General features: G+C 69.8%; 16 protein-coding genes and 1 pseudogene. 5 read left to right on the plus strand and 12 right to left on the minus strand.

Going from position 1 to position 19,285, the window contains the following annotated elements:
- The gene (ureA, locus tag BN159_RS14035; protein WP_015657637.1) at positions 1-675 is read right to left on the minus strand and encodes an urease subunit gamma; all 675 of its coding nucleotides are present in this window, start codon (positions 673-675) and stop codon (positions 1-3) included.
- Between the two features lie 127 nt (positions 676-802).
- Between ureA and BN159_RS14040 the strand changes: the two genes are divergently transcribed.
- On the plus strand, positions 803-2,239 hold the full coding sequence (locus BN159_RS14040) for a cytosine permease (protein WP_015657638.1): 1,437 nt from the start codon (positions 803-805) through the stop codon (positions 2,237-2,239).
- A 100-nt stretch (positions 2,240-2,339) separates the two neighbouring features.
- On the opposite strand, the gene BN159_RS14045 is transcribed toward BN159_RS14040, so the two are convergent.
- Together BN159_RS14045 and BN159_RS14050 are read right to left on the minus strand one after the other, a co-directional pair.
- The gene (locus tag BN159_RS14045) at positions 2,340-3,428 is read right to left on the minus strand and encodes a branched-chain amino acid aminotransferase (protein ID WP_015657639.1); all 1,089 of its coding nucleotides are present in this window, start codon (positions 3,426-3,428) and stop codon (positions 2,340-2,342) included.
- Between the two features lie 240 nt (positions 3,429-3,668).
- The gene (locus BN159_RS14050) at positions 3,669-4,712 is read right to left on the minus strand and encodes a 3-isopropylmalate dehydrogenase (protein WP_015657640.1); all 1,044 of its coding nucleotides are present in this window, start codon (positions 4,710-4,712) and stop codon (positions 3,669-3,671) included.
- A gap of 142 nt (positions 4,713-4,854) precedes the next feature.
- On the opposite strand from BN159_RS14050, the gene BN159_RS14055 reads away from it, so the two are divergent.
- Positions 4,855-6,417: a purple acid phosphatase family protein gene (locus BN159_RS14055; RefSeq protein ID WP_015657641.1), complete on the plus strand. Its 1,563-nt coding sequence runs from the start codon at positions 4,855-4,857 to the stop codon at positions 6,415-6,417.
- Positions 6,418-6,465: 48 nt separating this feature from the next.
- On the opposite strand, the gene BN159_RS47450 is transcribed toward BN159_RS14055, so the two are convergent.
- Both BN159_RS47450 and BN159_RS14060 read right to left on the minus strand, forming a co-directional pair.
- Positions 6,466-6,594, minus strand: coding sequence for a hypothetical protein (locus BN159_RS47450; protein WP_015657642.1), 129 nt, complete (start codon positions 6,592-6,594; stop codon positions 6,466-6,468).
- Between the two features lie 299 nt (positions 6,595-6,893).
- Positions 6,894-7,085: pseudogene (locus BN159_RS14060) on the minus strand (GNAT family N-acetyltransferase); the annotation flags it as partial.
- An 87-nt stretch (positions 7,086-7,172) separates the two neighbouring features.
- Between BN159_RS14060 and BN159_RS14065 the strand changes: the two are divergent.
- Entirely contained in the window at positions 7,173-7,379 is a 207-nt protein-coding gene (locus BN159_RS14065) for a DUF5988 family protein (protein ID WP_015657644.1), read from the plus strand.
- A 72-nt stretch (positions 7,380-7,451) separates the two neighbouring features.
- Here the strand turns inward: BN159_RS14065 and pruA are convergent, their stop codons facing one another.
- Positions 7,452-9,083 (minus strand): L-glutamate gamma-semialdehyde dehydrogenase, encoded by a 1,632-nt coding sequence (gene pruA, locus BN159_RS14070; RefSeq protein ID WP_015657645.1) that lies wholly within the window; start codon positions 9,081-9,083, stop codon positions 7,452-7,454.
- Positions 9,084-9,257: 174 nt separating this feature from the next.
- A complete protein-coding gene (locus tag BN159_RS14075) occupies positions 9,258-10,184 on the minus strand; it encodes a proline dehydrogenase family protein (RefSeq protein WP_015657647.1) in 927 nt (308 codons plus the stop codon).
- 143 nt (positions 10,185-10,327) lie between these two features.
- On the opposite strand from BN159_RS14075, the gene BN159_RS14080 reads away from it, so the two are divergent.
- Positions 10,328-11,533, plus strand: coding sequence for a PucR family transcriptional regulator (locus BN159_RS14080; protein WP_193384279.1), 1,206 nt, complete (start codon positions 10,328-10,330; stop codon positions 11,531-11,533).
- 22 nt (positions 11,534-11,555) lie between these two features.
- Here the strand turns inward: BN159_RS14080 and BN159_RS14085 are convergent, their stop codons facing one another.
- Entirely contained in the window at positions 11,556-12,140 is a 585-nt protein-coding gene (locus BN159_RS14085; RefSeq protein WP_015657649.1) for a TetR/AcrR family transcriptional regulator, read from the minus strand.
- A gap of 97 nt (positions 12,141-12,237) precedes the next feature.
- On the opposite strand from BN159_RS14085, the gene BN159_RS14090 reads away from it, so the two are divergent.
- Entirely contained in the window at positions 12,238-13,776 is a 1,539-nt protein-coding gene (locus BN159_RS14090; protein ID WP_015657650.1) for an MFS transporter, read from the plus strand.
- Positions 13,777-13,788: 12 nt separating this feature from the next.
- Here BN159_RS14090 and serA read toward each other — a convergent pair whose 3' ends face one another.
- The 4 genes from serA to BN159_RS14110 all read right to left on the minus strand — a co-directional run bounded on the left by serA (position 13,789) and on the right by BN159_RS14110 (position 19,121).
- On the minus strand, positions 13,789-15,378 hold the full coding sequence (serA, locus tag BN159_RS14095) for a phosphoglycerate dehydrogenase (protein WP_015657651.1): 1,590 nt from the start codon (positions 15,376-15,378) through the stop codon (positions 13,789-13,791).
- Between the two features lie 229 nt (positions 15,379-15,607).
- Entirely contained in the window at positions 15,608-16,606 is a 999-nt protein-coding gene (gene ilvC, locus BN159_RS14100; RefSeq protein ID WP_015657652.1) for a ketol-acid reductoisomerase, read from the minus strand.
- A 118-nt stretch (positions 16,607-16,724) separates the two neighbouring features.
- The gene (ilvN, locus tag BN159_RS14105; protein ID WP_015657653.1) at positions 16,725-17,249 is read right to left on the minus strand and encodes an acetolactate synthase small subunit; all 525 of its coding nucleotides are present in this window, start codon (positions 17,247-17,249) and stop codon (positions 16,725-16,727) included.
- Positions 17,250-17,270: 21 nt separating this feature from the next.
- The gene (locus BN159_RS14110; protein ID WP_193384280.1) at positions 17,271-19,121 is read right to left on the minus strand and encodes an acetolactate synthase large subunit; all 1,851 of its coding nucleotides are present in this window, start codon (positions 19,119-19,121) and stop codon (positions 17,271-17,273) included.
- Positions 19,122-19,285: the final 164 nt, after the last annotated feature.

Genomic DNA, 19,285 nt, shown 5'->3' on the forward strand with positions numbered 1-19,285 from the left:
TCAAGCTCCCAGATATCCGCAGGCGGCGGCCCTGCGCAGGGCCTCTTCCTTCGCCCCCGGCGCGTCCAGCGCCCCGTCGACCAGACCCGCGAACCCGATCGCGACCCGGCCGCCCCCGATCGGTACAAGACCGACCTCGACGCTCTCCCCCGGCCCGAACCGCACGGAGGACCCGGCGGGCACGGCCAGGCGCATGCCGTAGGCCGTGCCCCGGTCGAAGTCGAGGCGCGGGTTGGCCTCGAAGAAGTGGAAGTGGGAGGTGACGGAGACGGGCACGGTGGCGGTGTTGGTGACCGTCAGCCGTACGGCGGCCTCGGGCTCGGTGTGCGCGGGGCCCGGCAGCAGCGCGCCGGGGGCCTGGGGGCCGAGCCCGCCCCCGAGCGGATCGGAGACGACCGCGAGCCGCGAACCGTCGTCGAAGACGGCCTCGACATGCACCTCGGTGACCACGTCGGCGACCCCCGGCAGAACGTCGTCGGGGCCGAGGACGGAGCGGGCGCGGTCGATCGCCTCGGCGAGCCGGAGCCCGTCCCGGGCGGCCTCGCACACGGTGTCCGCGATCAGCGCGGTGGCCTCCGGCACGTTCAGCCGGAGCCCTCGGGCGCGCCGTGCGCGGGCCAGTTCGGCGGCCCCGAAGAGCAGCAGCCGGTCGCGTTCGGTGGGCGTGAGCCGCATATCGTTCCCTCCTTTTAGAACGACACTCTAAGTCAGGGTTTCCATGAAAGAAAGGGTTGACGGCAGCCCATGAGTGACTCACATTGAGTGACATTCAAACCAGTGGGCAAGGTGAAGGAGAGCAGGTATGCGGGTGGAACAGCGAGGCGTGGACACCATCCCCGAAGCGGAGCGCACCAGCGGCCCCCGTGACCTCGTCTCGATCCTGCTGGGGTCCAACCTCTGCCTCGGCGTGATCGTCTTCGGCTGGCTGCCGCCCTCCTTCGGCCTCGACTGGTGGGCGTCGGTGAGCTCGATCCTGGTCGGCACCGCCGTCGGCACGGCCCTGACCGCCCCGCTCGCGCTGATCTCGCTGCGCACGGCGACCAACCTCTCCACCTCCTCCGGCGCCCAGTTCGGCGTCCGCGGCCGGCTCGTCGGCTCGGTGGTCGGCCTGCTGCTGGCCCTCGGCTACACCGCGCTGACCGTGTGGATCGGCGGCGACGTGATGCTCGGCGTCCTGACCCGCCTCTTCGGCATCCCCGCGAACGATCTCTCCTACGGCGTCGTCTACGGCCTGCTCGCCGCGGCGACCGTCGCGGGCGCGGTCTACGGCTACCGCGTACTGCTCGCCATGTCCCGCGTCCTCGCGGTCGGGATGACGGCCCTGCTGCTGCTCGGTGTGTTCGCCTACGCCCCGGACTTCACCACGTCCGCGCTGCCCGAGGCGGGCGGTTACCTCCTCGGCGGGTTCTGGCCGACCTGGCTGCTCGCCACGGTGGCCGCGGGCCTGTCGGGCCCGATCGCCTTCATCACCCTGCTCGGCGACTACACCCGCTACATCTCCCCGGCCCGCCACTCCTCGCGCCGGGTCCTGCACGCGACCTGGCTGGGCCTCGCCCTCGGCCTGCTGGTCCCTCAACTCTTCGGCACCTTCACGGCGTACGCGGCCCGCGCCGCCCTCGACTACGCCGGTCCCCTGGTGGACGCGGCACCCACCTGGTACCTGCTCCCCCTGCTGCTCGCCGCCTCAGCGGGCTCGGTCGGCAACGCCGGTCTGATGCTGTACTCCATGGGCCTCGACCTGGACGCCATCCTGCCCCGCGCCTCCCGGGCCACGGCCACCTGCACGGTCGCCGTCGTCGCCACGGTCTGCGTCTTCGTCGGCCACTACGCCTCGACGGCACAGGACGCGATGACGTCGTTCGTCCTGCTGCTCACGGCGATCGGCACCCCGTGGGCAGTCATCACCCTCATCGGCTTCGCCCGCTGCCGAGGGGTCTACGACCCGGAGGCCCTCCAGGTCTTCAACCGCCGCTCGCGGGGCGGGATCTACTGGTACCGCGGCGGCTGGAACCTCCCGGCGACGGTGTCCTGGGCGCTGGGCGCGACGGTGGGCGTGCTGTCGGTGGCGCTGCCGTCGTACGAGGGGCCGCTGCTGTCGCTGACGGGCGGGGTGGACTTCAGCTTCGTGCTGTCGGGGCTGGTGGGAGGCGTGGCGTACGTGCTGGGCACCGGCAGGGAAAACACCAGGGCCGCCACGGACACGGAGTCCACGGCGGCCCTGGCGGACAGCGAGGTCTAGGGCCTGTCGTTTGGATCAGTCCGGCGTCGCGGGCCCTGGCACGCGCGGGTCGGCCGGCCTTCACTGTTTCTTGCAGCCGGCCTGATCCAAACGACAGACCCTAGCCCAGCGGGTGCATCCAGCCGTGCGCGTCCGCGGCCGTACCGCGCTGGATGTCCAGCAGAGCCTGGCGCAGCCGCAGCGTGACCTCGCCGGGCTCACCGCCCGACTGCTGCCACTCAGTACCCGTGCGCTTCACCGTGCCGACCGGCGTGATCACCGCGGCCGTGCCGCAGGCGAAGACCTCGGTCAGGGTGCCGTTCTCGGAGTCCCGCTGCCACTGGTCGACGGAGATCCGGCCCTCCTCGGCCTCGTAGCCGAGGTCACGGGCGACGGAGAGCAGCGAGTCGCGCGTCACGCCCTCCAGGATGGAACCGGTGAGGCTCGGGGTGACGATCTTGTCGCCGTACACGAAGTACAGGTTCATGCCGCCGAGTTCCTCGACCCACTTGCGCTCGACCGCGTCGAGGTAGCAGACCTGCTGGCAGCCCTCCGCGGCGGCCTCGGCCTGCGCGAGCAGGGACGCGGCGTAGTTGCCGCCGGTCTTGGCGTCGCCCATGCCGCCGGGCACCGCGCGGACGTGGTCCTCGGAGACCCAGATGGAGACCGGCTTCACGCCGCCCGGGAAGTAGGCGCCGGCCGGGGAGGCGATGACGAGGAAGAGGTACTCGTTGGCGGGCTTCACACCGAGGCCGACCTCGGTCGCGATCATGAACGGACGCAGGTAGAGGGACTCCTCGCCGCCGTGCGCCGGAACCCAGGCCGCGTCCTGCTTGACCAGCGCGTCGCACGCCGCGATGAACGTCTCCACCGGAAGCTCGGGCATGCCGAGGCGGCGGGCGGAGGCCTGGAAGCGCTTGGCGTTCTTGTCCGGGCGGAAGGTGGCGACCGAGCCGTCGGGCTGGCGGTAGGCCTTGAGGCCCTCGAAGATCTCCTGCGCGTAGTGCAGGACCATCGTGGCCGGGTCGAGGGAGAGAGGCGCGTACGGGACGAGCTGACCGTCGTGCCAGCCGCGGCCCTCGGTCCACTTGATGGTCACCATGTGGTCGGTGAAGTGGCGGCCGAACCCCGGATTGGCCAGGATCGCCGCGCGCTCTGTCTCGGCGAGCGGGCTGGCGGAGGGCTTGAGCTCGATCGTGGGCGTCGTCATGAGTTGTTGTCCTTCACCGGTTGATGTGACGGGCCGCGCTCACGCCCGTACTGCCAGTGGCCAGTGCTAGGACGTCCGAGCATTCCCTCATACCGCGGCTCCGCGTTCGATTATCGCGCGCGGTGTACCGAGGAAGAAAACGGCGTGAATGCTGCCCAGGGGTTGATGGTCGCACCCGGCGGCGGACATGGGGAAGCCGCCGGGCACAGTGACCCGGCGGCTCGAAGAAGCGCGGCAGGGTCAGCCGGCTACTCGTACGGCGAGCGCGTCGCCGATCTCCGCGGTGGAGCGGGCGGGCTTGCCGGTGCGCTCGGCGAGGTCGACGGCGACCGCCTCGTCGATCCGGGCGGCCTCGGCCTCGTAGCCGAGGTGACGCAGCAGGAGGGCGACGGACAGGACCGTGGCGGTGGGGTCGGCCTTGCCCTGGCCGGCGATGTCGGGCGCGGAACCGTGGACCGGCTCGAACATCGAGGGGAACTCGCCGGAGGGGTTGATGTTTCCGGAGGCCGCGACGCCGATGCCGCCGGAGACGGCCGCGGCGAGGTCGGTGATGATGTCGCCGAAGAGGTTGTCGGTGACGATGACGTCGAACCGCTCGGGCTGGGTGACCAGGTAGATGGTCGCCGCGTCGACGTGCATGTACTCGGTGGTGACCTCCGGGAACTCCGCGGCCACCTGGTTGAAGATGTTCGTCCACAGGTGACCGGCGAAGGCCAGCACGTTGTTCTTGTGGATCAGCGCGAGCTTCTTGCGCGGCCGGGCCTGGGCGCGGGCGAAGGCGTCCCGGACGACGCGCTCGACACCGAAGGCCGTGTTGACGGAGACCTCGGTGGCGACCTCGTGCGGGGTGCCCTTGCGGATGGTGCCGCCGTTGCCGGTGTACGGGCCCTCGGTGCCCTCGCGGACGACGACGAAGTCGATCGACGGCTCGCCCGCCAGCGGGGTGGCGACACCCGGAAGGAGCTTCGACGGACGCAGGTTGACGTGGTGGTCGAAGAGGAAGCGGAGCTTGAGCAGGAAGCCGCGCTCCAGGACGCCGGACGGGACCGAGGGGTCACCGATCGCGCCGAGCAGGATGGCGTCGTGCTGCTTCAGCGCCTCGGCGTCGGCGTCGGTGAGGGTCTCACCGGTGGCGTGGTAGCGCCTGGCACCGAAGTCGTACTCCTTGGTCTCCAGCTTCACATCCTGCGGAAGGACGGCGGAGAGCACCTTCAGGCCTTCGGCCACGACCTCCTGGCCGATGCCGTCACCCGGGATCACTGCGAGATTGATGCTGCGAGACATGTCGGCGACCCTACTCCTCGTCCCATGGAATGACATGCGCTGTCCGCGATACGGACAGCCGAGCTACGGCAACCCCATCGTGTCAGTTGTCGTTCACCCGTACGTATGACGGGTGTTGGGGAGCGCTGGGAACTTCTCCAGCATGGACCTCCCCGACGTCGGTATCCCGCCGCAGCTCGCGCGCCGGATGAGCATGGCCGAGCAGTACGAGTACGTGCGCACCAGGCTGACCCGGCGCCGTGCGCTGGTGACGGCGGGCGCGGTGGCGGGCGGGCTGCTCACCGGCTGCTCGGGTTCGGGCACGACGACGTCGACGCCGTCCGCCCGGGCCTCGGCCACCTCGAAGGTGCCGGGCTCGGCGGTCACGCCGTTCGGCCGCCATCTCGCCTTCGGCGCCGATCCGCGGACCCAGATGCGGATCTCCTGGCAGGTCCCGGCCGCGGTGAAGAAGCCGTACGTCCGGATCGGGGCGCGGCCGGACGAGCTGGGCCGCAAGGTGGAGGCCGAGATCCGCGATCTGCACACGCCGGGGGTCGAAGGGGTGCGCCTCGCACTGGAGCAGTACTACGTGCACGCGGCGCTGGACGACCTGCTGCCGGGCACGACGTACTACTACGGCGTGGGCCACGACGGCTTCGACCCCGCCTCGGCCCCGCACCGCGCGACCGTGGCCTCCTTCCGCACCGCCCCGGCCAACCCCGAGTCCTTCGTCTTCACGGCCTTCGGCGACCAGGGCGTCAGTGACGCGGCGGAGGCGAGCGACGATCTGCTGCTGCGTCAGGAACCCGCCTTCCATCTGCACGCCGGTGACATCTGCTACGCCAACGTCAACGGCCGGGGCACCGAGGCGGACGGCTACGACCCCGGGTTCTGGGATCTGTTCATGAAGCAGAACGAGCAGGTCGCGAAGACGGTGCCGTGGATGGTGACGACCGGCAACCACGACATGGAGGCCTGGTACTCGCCGGACGGCTACGGCGGCCAGGTGGCCCGCTTCAGCCTCCCGGCGAACGGATTCGACCCGAATGCGGCGCCCGGGGTCTACTCCTTCGTCTACGGCAACGTCGGCTTCGTGGCACTCGACGCCAATGACGTGTCGTACGAGATCCCCGCCAACCTCGGGTACAGCGAGGGGCGGCAGACGAAGTGGCTGGACGGGCGGCTGCGCGAACTGCGCGCGACGAAGGGGATCGACTTCCTCGTCGTCTTCTTCCACCACTGCGCCTACTCGACATCCACGCACGCCTCGGACGGCGGAGTGCGCGCCGAGTGGCTGCCGCTGTTCGCCGAGCACCAGGTGGATCTGGTGATCAACGGCCACAACCATGTCTACGAGCGGACCGACGCCATCAAGAACGGCGAGGTGGGCCGCCCGGTGCCGATCGGCGGAGCGACGGATCCGGCCCGGGACGGCACGGTGTACGTCACGGCCGGCGGGGGTGGCAAGGATCTGTACGGCTTCCCGGCGGGCGTGGCGGAGAGCTACGAGGGCCGGGTGAAGGACCGTGAGTCGGTGGACACCTTCCAGTGGACCAAGTCCCGTACCGCCAAGAAGGAGACGGTCGAGTGGTCCCGGGTGCGGTACCGGGGCTTCTCGGTCCTCAAGGTGGAGGCGTCGAGCGGCGCGCGGCCGCAACTGAAGGTGTCGGCGCTGGCCCACGACGGCAAGCGCGTCGACCATTTCGAGGTGCGGCGCGGGGCATGAGTCCCGCGCCGCACCTCCGCGGGTGCGGCTCCCGGCGTATCGGTCGGCTCAGTGGCCGGTGGCGCCGCCGTTGTCACGGCGGTCGAGGGCGCGCTGGAGGGCGGCGGCGGCGTTCTTGCGGTCGGACTCGCTCGTACGGGAGAGGTGACGGACTCGGCGGGCGGTCGTCTCGGCCATGGGGAATCGACTCCTTCGAAATCCTGGAGTGCGGAAGGGGGGGTTACGAGACGCCGGTTGGGCGGGGAGCGGTGCCGCAGGGGTTGCCTGCACGGGCCCGGCTCACGACCGCCATTCGCTTGATCGAGCGAGACGTTCGGCTTCTACAAAGTTAAGGGAGGGTGGCGTTTCTGTCTCCACAATTACTCGGACTTCCTACTATCTGAGACGGCGAAGTACGTCACACCCCGGCGACCTGGGCTTTTACCTATCCCTCTGTGCCTTGCAACACTTCACCGTCACGCCCCCACACCGTCCGGACCGAGCCCCGTACGACGCGCGTCCGCCCGCACGGCGACGGCCTCCACGAGGGCGTGCATCCCGCCCAGGCAGTGCTCCCAGTCCTCGTCCGCGAAGTCCCCGTCGAAGGCGTCGTCCGACAGGGCGCGTACGGCGGCGAGTTCGGCCGGGGTGAGGTCGGCGGTGTGGGCGGTGCGGAGGAGGAAGGTCATGCGGCCAGTGTCAATCGCCGTCCCCCACATGACTGATCCGCCCTGACGGCACGGGACTACCGTGAAGGTGAGGGGAACGGTGAGGTCATGAACGACACGGCGAAGGTGTTCCTCGAAGGCGGACCGGCCGATCTGGGCGACCGGATCGTCCCGGTCCCGGCCCCCGGGGACGATGTGAAGATCGAGCTCCGCAACGGCTACGAACACTTCCGGCAGACCACGCGCCGGGCGGACACGCCGCAGGGCAGTCTCCCGGTGTTCGAGTGGTGGGAGCGGACGGAGATGCCCGGTTAGTCGGCCGGACGGCTGGGAAAACGGGAGCGGGGCCGGGCGATTCGCCCGGCCCCGCTCCCTTGCGTCAGAACATCAGCCCATGTGCGGGTAGGCGTAGTCCGTCGGCGCGACCAGCGTCTCCTTGATGGCGCGGGTCAGCGTCCAGCGCATCAGGTTCTGCGGGGCGCCGGCCTTGTCGTTGGTGCCGGAGGCCCGGCCGCCGCCGAAGGGCTGCTGGCCGACGACGGCACCGGTCGACTTGTCGTTGATGTAGAAGTTGCCGGCCGCGTAGCGCAGCTTCTCCATGGTGTAGGCAGCGGCGGCGCGGTCGCCCGAGATCACCGAACCCGTCAGGGCGTAGTCCGACACCGACTCCATCTGGGTCAGCATCTCGTCGTACGCCTCGTCCTCGTAGACGTGCACGGCGAGGATCGGGCCGAAGTACTCGGTCGTGAAGACCTCGTTCTCCGGGTCGTTGCACTCGATGACGGTCGGCCGGACGAAGTAGCCGACCGAGTCGTCGTAGGAGCCGCCCGCGACGATCGTGCAGGTCGGGTCCCCCTTGGCGCGGTCGATGGCGGCCTTGTTCTTGGCGAAGGCACGCTCGTCGATGACGGCGCCGATGAAGTTCGAGAGGTCGGTGACGTCACCCATGGTCAGGTAGTCGACCTCGGCCGCGAACTCCTCCTTGAAGCCGGAGTTCCAGATCGACGCCGGGATGTACGCCCGGGAGGTCGCGCTGCACTTCTGGCCCTGGTACTCGAAGGCGCCACGAGTGAGGGCGGTCTTCAGGACCGCGCGGTCGGCGCTCGGGTGGGCGACGACGAAGTCCTTGCCGCCGGTCTCGCCGACCAGACGCGGGTAGGAGCGGTACTTCTCGATGTTGGTGCCGACCGTCTTCCACAGGTACTGGAAGGTCTTGGTGGAACCGGTGAAGTGGATGCCCGCCAGGTCGCGGTGCTCCAGGGCGACCTTGGAGACCTCGATGCCGTCGCCGGTGACGAGGTTGATGACGCCCTTGGGCAGCCCGGCCTCCTCCAGGAGCTGCATCAGCAGCACGGCGGCGTGGGTCTGCGTCGGGGACGGCTTCCAGACGACCACGTTGCCCATCAGGGCCGGGGCGGTGGGCAGGTTGCCCGCGATGGCCGTGAAGTTGAACGGCGTGATCGCGTAGACGAAGCCCTCCAGCGGGCGGTGGTCCAGACGGTTCCACACGCCCGGGGAGTTGGCCGGGGGCTGCTCGGCCAGGATCTGGCGGGCGTAGGCGACGTTGAAGCGCCAGAAGTCGACCAGCTCGCAGGGGGTGTCGATCTCGGCCTGCTGGGCGGTCTTGGACTGGCCGAGCATGGTGGAGGCGGCCAGCGTCTCGCGCCAGGGTCCGGCCAGCAGCTCGGCGGCGCGCAGGATGATCGCGGCGCGGTCGTCGAAGGACATCGCGCGCCAGGCCGGGGCAGCGGCGAGGGCCGCGTCGATGGCGTCCTGGGCGTCCGCCTGGGTGGCGTTGCGGTAGGTGCCGAGCACGGCCTTGTGGTTGTGCGGCTGCACGACCTGGACGGTCTCGCCGCCGCCCATCCGCCGATCGCCGCCGATCGTCATCGGCAGCTCGATCGGGTTCTCGGCCAGCTCCTTGAGCTTGACCTCCAGCCGGGCGCGCTCGGGCGAGCCGGGGGCGTAGCCGTGCACCGGCTCGTTGACGGGGGTGGGGACCTGGGTCACAGCGTCCATGAGATCCGTAACTCCTTGTACGTGAGCGGGTGTTTCGGGCTAGCCCTTGGTGACCATCGAACGGAGGAAGAAGCGCAGGTTCGCCGGCTTCTCCGCCAGGCGCCGCATGCTGTGCTTTCCCGGGGGACAACCCCCGGACCCCCGGCAGAAAAACCTTTGCGTGTGCGTCATTTCTCAACCTCGGGTGAGCATGCTGCGGACGAAGAAGCGCAGGTTCGCCGGCTTCTCCGCCAGGCGCCGCATGAAGTAGCCGTACCAGTCGGTGCCGTACGCCGTGTAGACGCGCATGCGGTGGCCCTCGGCGGCCAGGCGCAGGTGCTCGTCGCCACGGATGCCGTACAGCATCTGGAACTCGTACTCGTCCAGCTTGCGCCCGGCGCGTGCGGCCAGCTCCTGGGCGATGGAGATCAGGCGCGGGTCGTGGGACCCGATCATCGGGTACCCGGAGCCCTCCATGAGGATGCGCATGATCCGGACGTATGCCTTGTCGATCTCGGCCTTGTCCTGGTGGGCGACCGAGGCGGGCTCCTTGTAGGCGCCCTTCACGATGCGGACGCGGCTGCCGTTCGCGGCGAGGCGGCGGGCGTCGGCCTCGGTGCGGAAGAGGTAGGCCTGGATGACGCAGCCGGTCTGCGGGAAGTCCTTCCGCAGCTCCTCGTGGATGGCGAACATCGAGTCGAGGGTGGTGTGGTCCTCGGCGTCCAGGGTGACCGTGGTGCCGATGGCGGCGGCGGCCTCGACGACCGGGCGGACGTTGGCGAGGGCCAGTTCGTGGCCGCCTTCCAGCGCCTGGCCGAACATCGAGAGCTTCACCGACATCTCGGCGCGCGTGCCGAGCTCCAGGCCCTTGAGCCGGTCGATCAGCTCCAGGTAGGCGTCCCGGGCGGCCGCGGCCTGCTCGGGGGTGGTGATGTCCTCGCCGACCACGTCCATGGTCAGCTCCAGGCCCTGGGCCGTGAGGTCCTCGATGATCGGGACGATCTCGTCCACGGTCTCGCCGGGGATGAAGCGGTCCACGACCTGCTTGGTGACCGGGGCCGCCGAGACCAGACGTCGCATCCGGTCGCTGCGCGACGCGGCGAGAATCACGGGACCCAGCACGGGGCACCTCCACAAACCATCAGAAACAGGCCGTAGCCCCACGCTTGGGGTAACAGCACGGAGAACCACCGTGAAACCTAAGGATCCCTCCGATCGTCGGCCATCGACAGGTGTCACGCATCCGTGCCACAGATCTCATACAGATGTATGAGGGACCTCGAAAAGTGCGGGAGAATGCCCGAGTGGCATCGGAATTCAAGGGTGACTACCAGGAGCTGGTCGACGAGATCTCGGAGCTGCTGGGCGCCCCCGCGACACTGGAGAACCGCGACTTCGAGCTGATCGCCTTCGGCGCGTACGACAGCGAGGACGAGCTCGACGCCTCGGCGCTGGACCCCGTGCGCACCCGCTCGATCCTGACCCGCCGCTCCACGGCCGCCGTCCGCGCCTGGTTCGAGGGCTTCGGCATCACCCGCGCGAGCGCCCCGGTCCGGATCCCGCCGACCCCCGAGGCCGGCGTCTACCGCGGCCGCATCTGCCTGCCGGTACGCCATCGGGGCGTCGTCTTCGGCTACGTCTGGCTCCTGGACGACGACCCAGGACCCACCGACGCCCAGCTGACCGCGGCGATGGCGGTCACCGCCCGCATCGGCGACCTGCTCGCCGACGAGGCCCAGCACGGCGCCGACCTCACCCGCGAACTGCGCGCCGTCCTCACCGCCGAGCGCGGCTGGCAGAGCGACATGGCCGTCGCCGAACTCCGCACCGCCCTCGGCCCGCGCGCCGACTCCCTGCATACGGTGGTCTGCGTGGCCCCCTGGCCCTCGGCCGACCCCGACGACGCCCCGTCGGTGCGCACGGTGCCGGGCGCGACGGCGCTGTGCACGGTCCCGTGGGGGACGACGGGTCACTCACTGGCGCTGCTGATCCGTCTGCGGTCCCCTGAGGTGCTGACCCCGGCGACCTCCGCGGCCGGACGCCTGCTGGAGCGCGCGGGCGGGGGCGGCGCTGGAATCGCGGCCGCCCGCGCCGGTCTGCTGGAGCTGGGCTCGGCCTGGCGGGAGGCATCCGCCGCGGCGCGCGCGGTGCTGGCCGAGCCCCGGCTCGGGCCCGTCGCGGAGTGGTCCCGCATCGGCCCGTACCGCCTGCTGACCGCGCTCCCCCCGGAGGCGGCGCAGGATCCGACGGTGACCCCGCTCCTCTCCCCCGCCCACCGCGAACTCGCCCGCACCGCCGAGGTCTACCTCGACTGCGCGGGCCAGGCCGCCCGCACCGCCGCCGAACTCGGCATCCACCGCCAGACCCTCTACTACCGCCTCTCCCGCGTCGAGCAGTTGACGGGCCTCGACCTGGACGACGGCGAGGACCGGCTGCTGCTGCACATGGCGTTGAAGGGGGCGCGGCTGTAACCCCCGCAACGCACCCGGCAGGTCAGCTCCGAGTGGCGGCCTCGATCACCTGGCGCAGGCCCTCGGTGAGCGCGTCGGCGTCTGGTGCGCGCTCGGGGTCGAAGTTCCACTGGGCGATGAGGCCCGTCATCACGGTCGTGTAGAACCTGCCGAGCGTGTCCAGGGTCTCGTCCGGGACGTCCTCCTCCGGGACCCCCATGAACAACGCGACGAGGGCGCGCTCGGCGTCCCGCTGCTGCCGCGCCAGATGGTCGCGCACGGCGGGCAACTGGTCGCCCATGGCCACGATCTCGATGCTCAGACGCCACATCGAACCGGGCCCCCGCATGGTGCCGATGATGTTCGACCACACCTCCCGGAACCTCTCCATCGAGCCGGGTGCGGCCGCGATGCCGCCGCCCCCCTGTCCGTCGAAGGCGTCGGAGAGCTCACCGACCAGCGCCAGGTACGCCTCCGCCAGCAGCGCGTCCTTCGAGCCGTAGTGGTAGCCGATCGACGCCAGGTTGGTCCCCGACTCCTTGACGATGTCGCGCGCGGTCGTCCGCGCGAAGCCCTTCGCCAGCAGGCAGCGCTTGGCGCCTTCGAGCAGATCCTCACGGTGTCCCATGGCGCCCACCCTACCGCCCGTCCATACAGCCGTCCCACACGGCCGTCTTATACATTCGTTCTAGACAAGCGTTTAAGACGCGCGTACATTCACCGTCATGACAACGAACACGACCCCGCCCACCCGGGCCGGCCGCCGCGAATGGACCGCCCTCGGCGTGCTGATGCTGCCCCTGCTCCTGGTCTCGATGGACGTCTCGGTCCTCTACTTCGCCATCCCGGCGATCAGCGCCGACCTGGAGCCGAGCGGCACCCAGCAGCTGTGGATCTTCGACATCTACGCCTTCGTCCTGGCCGGACTGCTGATGACGATGGGCTCGCTCGGCGACCGCATCGGACACCGCCGACTGCTCCTGATCGGCGCCGCCGCCTTCGGCACCGCCTCACTGGTCGCGGCGTACGCGAACAGCGCCGAGATGCTGATCGCGGCCCGCGCGGTCCTCGGCATCGGCGGCGCGACCCTGATGCCGTCGACCATGGCCATGCTCCGCACGATGTTCACCGACCCCGGCCAGCGCGCGAAGGCGATCGGCCTGTGGTCCGGCGTGATGACGGCCGGGATCGCCCTCGGTTCGGTGCTGAGCGGGGTCCTGGTCGAGTACTTCTGGTGGGGCTCGGTCTTCCTGGTCAACCTGCCCGCGATGGCCCTGCTGCTGCTCCTCGGCCCGGTGCTGCTCCCCGAGTCCAAGAACCCCGAGCCCGGCCGCTTCGACCTGCTGAGCATCCCGCTCTCCATGGCCGCCGTCCTGCCCGTGATCTACGGCCTGAAGGAGATCCCCTCCGAGGGCTGGAACGTCCGCTACGTCGTCTCGATCACCGTCGGCCTGCTGTTCGCGACCCTCTTCGTGCACCGCCAGCGCACGGCCGCGGCACCGATGATCTCCCCCGCCCTGTTCCGCGGCCGGGGCTTCGCCCCCTCGGTCGCCCTGAACCTGGTCTCGGCGTTCGGGATCATGGGCTCGGCGTACTTCACCACCCAGTACTTGCAGTCGGTGCTCGACAAGAGCGCGCTGGAGGCGGCCCTGTGGGCGCTGCTGCCGTCGGTGCCGATCGGCGCGGCGGCACCGGTCGCGACCCAGCTGGTGCAGAAAGGCGTCGCACGGGGCCAGGTCGTCACCGCGGGCTTCCTGATCGCCGCGTCGGGCTTCGGGCTGCTGGCGTTCGCCGGTACGGACTCGATGTGGCTGGTGCTGACCGCGTGCGCGGTGCTCGCGGTCGGCGGCGTCGTGGTGATGTCCCAGATCATGGACCTGGCGATGGGCACGGCCCCGGTGGAGCGGGCGGGCTCGGCGTCCTCCCTGATGGAGACCGGTGCGGAGTTCGGCGGCGCGCTGGGCATGGCGCTGCTCGGCTCCATCGGTACGGCGATCTACCGCCACGAGATCCCGGCCTCGGCCCCGGAACCGGCCCACGAGACGCTGGGCGGAGCGCTGGCGGTGGCCGACCGGGTCCCGGGACTCGCGACGGTCGCGCGGGAAGCCTTCACCAGCGGGATGCAGGGGGCGGCCATCGCGGGGGCGGTGGTGCTGGCGGGGGCGGCGGTGCTCGCGGGGATCACGCTGCGGCGGGTCGAGGTCCGGGAGCAGACATGCGAAACGCCGGACGAGCCGAGCAACCTCAGCCCGTCCGGCGTGTGAGAAGTGACTGCGTCAGGCCAGGTTCACGGCACGAGCGGACGTCGCGCCGATCTCCTCCGCGACCTCGGTCAGAACGCCCGCGGGCACCGTGTCGTCGACCGTCAGGACCGCCAGCGCCTCGCCACCGGCGACCGCTCGCGAGACCTGCATGCCGGCGATGTTGATGCCCGCCTCACCGAAGACCCGGCCCACGGTGCCGACGACGCCGGGACGGTCCTCGTAGCGCAGCACCACCATGTGGTCGGCGAGCGCGAGGTCGACGTCGTAGTCCCCGACCGCGACGATCTTCTGGAGGTGCTTGGGACCGGCCAGCGTGCCGGAGACCGCGACCTCCTCGCCGCTGCCGAGCGTGCCGCGCACGGTGACGACATTGCGGTGGTCGGCCGACTCCGAGCTGGTGGTCAGCCGCACCTCGACACCGCGCTCCTGGGCGAACAGCGGGGCGTTGACGTAGGAGACCGTCTCGTCGACGACGTCCTCGAAGACACCCTTGAGCGCGGAGAGTTCGAGCACCTTGACGTCGTGCTGGGTGATCTCGCCGTACACCTCGACGTCGAGGCGGACCGCGACCTCACCGGCGAGCGCGGTGAAGATCCGGCCGAGGCGCTCGGCGAGCGGCAGGCCCGGCTTGACGTCCTCGGCGATGACGCCGCCCTGGACGTTCACCGCGTCCGGGACCAGCTCACCGGCGAGCGCGAGGCGCACCGAGCGGGCGACGGCGATGCCGGCCTTCTCCTGCGCCTCGTCGGTGGAGGCACCGAGGTGCGGGGTGGCGACGACCTGGTCGAACTCGAAGAGCGGGGAGTCCGTGCAGGGCTCCTTCGCGTACACGTCGAGACCGGCACCGGCGACCCGGCCCTCCTTGAGGGCGGAGTACAGCGCCTCCTCGTCCACGATCCCGCCGCGCGCGGCGTTGACGATGCGCACGCTCGGCTTGACCTTGCGCAGCGCCTCGTCGCCGATGAGACCGACGGTCTCGGGGGTCTTGGGCAGGTGGACGGTGATGAAGTCGGAGACCTCGAGCAGCTCGTCCAGCGACAGCACCTTGACGCCCATCTGCGCGGCGCGCGCGGGCTGGATGTAGGGGTCGTAGGCGACGACCTTCATCCCGAAGCCGGACATGCGCTGGGCGACCAGCGCACCGATGCGGCCGAGACCGACGACACCGAGGGTCTTCTCGGCGAGCTCCACACCCGTGTACTTGCTGCGCTTCCACTCGCCGTTCTTCAGCGCGGCGTTGGCCTGCGGGATGTGGCGGGCGGTGGCGACGAGGAGGCCGCAGGCCAGCTCGGCGGCGGTCACGATGTTGGAGGTGGGGGCGTTGACGACCATCACGCCGGCCTTGGTGGCGGCGGAGACGTCGACGTTGTCCAGGCCGACACCGGCGCGCGCGACGACCTTCAGCTTGTTCGCGGCGGCGATCGCCTCGGCGTCCACCTTGGTGGCCGAGCGGATCAGGATCGCGTCCACATCGGCGATGGCCGGGAGCAGCTCGGCCCGGTCGGCGCCGTTGCAGTGGCGGATCTCGAAGTCGGGCCCGAGCGCGTCGACGGTGGCGGGCGACAGCTCTTCAGCGATGAGTACGACGGGTTTCGAGCTCACGTGAGTCCTCACATGTCCAATGCGGACGGCCGTCCCGACGGCCGCATGCGGTGGAGGGGGCTTGCCGCGTGGAAGACGCACGACGCTGTGGGCCTGACGCGTATGTAGTACGGCAGTGTAGTGCCGTGAGGGAGGGCGTCTTACGCCTCCGCGGAAGGATCACCCGTCCGTGGCTGGACGGGGTGGACAACGGGGCCGGAGCAGTTCGCTCCGGCCCCGCCCCTGAGGCTTACGCCTCCTCGTTCACCCAGCTCATGAGCTTGCGCAGCTCCTTGCCGGTGGTCTCCAGCAGGTGCTCGGAGTCCTGCTGCTTGTACTCGTTGTACTTCTTCAGACCGCCGTGGTACTCGGCCATCCACTCACGCGCGAAGGTGCCGTCCTGGATCTCGGCGAGGACCTTCTTCATCTCGGCCTTGGTGGCGTCGGTGATGATCCGCGGGCCGGTCACGTAGTCGCCCCACTCGGCGGTCTCGGAGACCGACCAGCGCATCTTCTCCAGGCCGCCCTCGTACATGAGGTCCACGATCAGCTTCAGCTCGTGCAGGCACTCGAAGTACGCGATCTCCGGCTGGTAGCCCGCCTCGGTCAGCGTCTCGAAACCGGCCTTGACCAGCGCGGCCGTACCACCGCAGAGAACGGCCTGCTCACCGAAGAGGTCGGTCTCGGTCTCCTCGGTGAAGGTCGTCTTGATGACGCCCGCGCGGGTGCCACCGATGCCCTTGGCGTACGACAGGGCCAGCGCGAAGGCGTTGCCCGTGGCGTCCTGCTCGACGGCGGCGATGCACGGAACGCCGCGGCCCTCCTCGTACTGGCGACGGACGAGGTGGCCCGGGCCCTTCGGGGCGACCATGCAGACGTCGATGCCGGCCGGGGGCTTGATGAAGTCGAAGCGGATGTTCAGACCGTGACCGAAGAACAGCGCGTCGCCGTCCTTGAGGTTGTCCTTGATGGACTCCTCGTAGACCTGGGCCTGGATCGGGTCCGGGACCAGGATCATGATGACGTCGGCCTCGGCGGCGGCCTCGGACGGCGTCACCACGCGCAGGCCCTGCTCCTCGGCCTTGGCCTTGGACTTGGAGCCCTCGTGCAGACCGACACGCACGTCGACACCCGAGTCACGGAGCGACAGCGCGTGGGCGTGGCCCTGGCTGCCGTAACCGATGACCGCGACCTTGCGGCCCTGGATGATGGACAGGTCGGCGTCGGCGTCGTAGAACAGCTCGGCCACTTTGGGTTCTCTCCTTGAGTGCAGGTGTTGCGTCCCACCGTATGACGGCGGGCGGAAGGGAAGTTCGAGGGTCTCGGTATACGGGCGGCCGGTGTGTCCCGGCCGCCCGGATCCGTCGTTACGCCGACCGGTCGAGGGCGCGCAGCGACCGGTCCGTGATCGAGCGCGCACCGCGTCCGATCGCGATCGTGCCGGACTGGACCAGCTCCTTGATGCCGAAGGGCTCCAGCATCTTCAGCATCGCCTCCAGCTTGTCGCTGGAACCGGTGGCCTCGATCGTCACGGCCTCCGGGGAGACGTCGACGGTCTTGGCGCGGAAGAGCTGGACGATCTCGACGATCTGGGAGCGCGTCTCGTTGTCGGCGCGCACCTTCACCAGAACGAGTTCGCGCTGAACGGCCGCGCCGGGCTCCAGCTCGACGATCTTCAGCACGTTGACGAGCTTGTTGAGCTGCTTGGTCACCTGCTCCAGCGGCAGATCGTCCACGCTCACCACGATGGTGATACGGGAGATGTCGGGGTGCTCGGTGACACCGACCGCGAGCGAGTCGATGTTGAAGCCGCGGCGGGAGAACAGGGCGGCGATCCGGGCCAGGATGCCGGGCGTGTTCTCCACCAGGACCGAGAGCGTGTGCTTGGACATGATCTTCTACGTCTCTCTCGCTCAGTCGTCTTCGTTGTCGCCGAAGTCGGGGCGGACGTCCCGGGCGGCCATGATCTCGTCGTTGGAGGTGCCGGCGGCGACCATCGGCCACACCATCGCGTCCTCGTGGACGATGAAGTCGACGACGACCGGGCGGTCGTTGATGGAGTTCGCCTCTTCGATGACCTTGTCGAGGTCGGCCGGGTCCTCGCAGCGGATCGCGTAACAGCCCATGGCCTCCGACAGCTTGACGAAGTCGGGGACGCGGGTGCCGGCGCTCGGCTGCTTGCCGTCGGCCTCGGGGCCGGAGTGCAGCACGGTGTTGGAGTAGCGCTGGTTGTAGAAGAGGGTCTGCCACTGTCGGACCATCCCGAGAGCGCCGTTGTTGATGATGGCGACCTTGATCGGGATGTTGTTCAGGGCGCAGGTGGTGAGTTCCTGATTGGTCATCTGGAAGCAGCCGTCGCCGTCGACAGCCCAGACGGTCTGGTCCGGGGCTCCGGCCTTGGCGCCCATCGCGGCCGGGACCGCGTAGCCCATGGTTCCGGCACCGCCGGAGTTGAGCCAGGTGGCGGGCTTGTCGTACTCGATGAAGTGCGCGGCCCACATCTGGTGCTGGCCGACGCCCGCCGCGAAGATCGTGCCCTCCGGGGCGAGTTGGCCGATGCGCTGGATGACCTGCTGCGGGGAGAGCGAGCCGTCCTCGGGCTGGTCGTAGCCGAGCGGGTAGGTGTCACGCCAGCGGCTGAGGTCCTTCCACCACGCCTCGTAGTCGCCGCGGTGACCCTCGCTGTGCTCCTTCTGCACGGCCTGGATCAGATCGGCGATGACCTCACGGGCGTCGCCCACGATCGGCACGTCCGCGGCCCGGTTCTTGCCGATCTCGGCCGGGTCGATGTCGGCGTGCACGATCTTGGCGTACGGCGCGAAGCTGTCCAGCTTGCCGGTGACGCGGTCGTCGAAGCGGGCGCCGAGGGCGACGATCAGGTCGGCCTTCTGGAGACCGGTGACCGCGGCCACCGAGCCGTGCATACCGGGCATGCCCAGGTGCTGCGGGTGGCTGTCGGGGAACGCGCCGAGCGCCATCAGGGTGGTGGTGACGGGGGCGCCGGTCAGCTCGGCGAGGACCTTCAGTTCGGCCGTGGCGTGCGCCTTGAGGACGCCGCCGCCGACGTAGAGGATCGGCCGCTTGGCGGCGGTGATCAGCTTGGCGGCCTCGCGGATCTGCTTGGCGTGCGGCTTGGTCACCGGGCGGTAGCCGGGCAGGTCCATGGTGGGCGGCCAGGAGAAGGTGGTCTGCGCCTGGAGCGCGTCCTTGGCGATGTCGACCAGGACCGGGCCGGGGCGGCCGGTGGCGGCGATGTGGAACGCCTGCGCGATCACCCGCGGGATGTCCTCGGCCTTGGTGACCAGGAAGTTGTGCTTGGTGATCGGCATGGTGATGCCGACGATGTCCGCCTCCTGGAAGGCGTCGGTGCCGATCGCCTTGGAGGCGACCTGCCCGGTGATCGCGACCAGCGGCACGGAGTCCATGTGCGCGTCGGCGATCGGGGTGACCAGGTTGGTGGCGCCGGGGCCCGAGGTCGCCATGCAGACGCCGACCTTGCCGGTGGCCTGCGCGTAGCCGGTGGCCGCGTGGCCCGCGCCCTGCTCGTGCCGCACCAGGACGTGACGGACCCGGGTGGAGTCCATCAGCGGGTCGTACGCCGGGAGGATCGCACCGCCTGGAATGCCGAATACCGTGTCGGCCCCGACCTCCTCGAGAGAACGGATGAGGGACTGCGCACCCGTGACGTGCTCGGGCGCGGACTGCTGTCCTCCGGAACGGGGCCGCGGCTGCGGATGATGGGCCCCGGTGGCCTGCTCGGTCATCGGCATTCTCTTCTCGATGCTGAGGGTTTTTGCGAAGTTTGTGCGGTGTACGACTGGTGCTGGTGCAACAAAAAACCCCTCGTGCCGTAAGGCAAGCGAGGGGAGCGCGCCGGAGTGGGAAGCTGAGCGATCAAGGGCTCAGCGTCAGCCGACGCGCTTTCCAA

The organism is Streptomyces davaonensis JCM 4913, assembly GCF_000349325.1.
Lineage (GTDB): Bacteria > Actinomycetota > Actinomycetes > Streptomycetales > Streptomycetaceae > Streptomyces > Streptomyces davaonensis.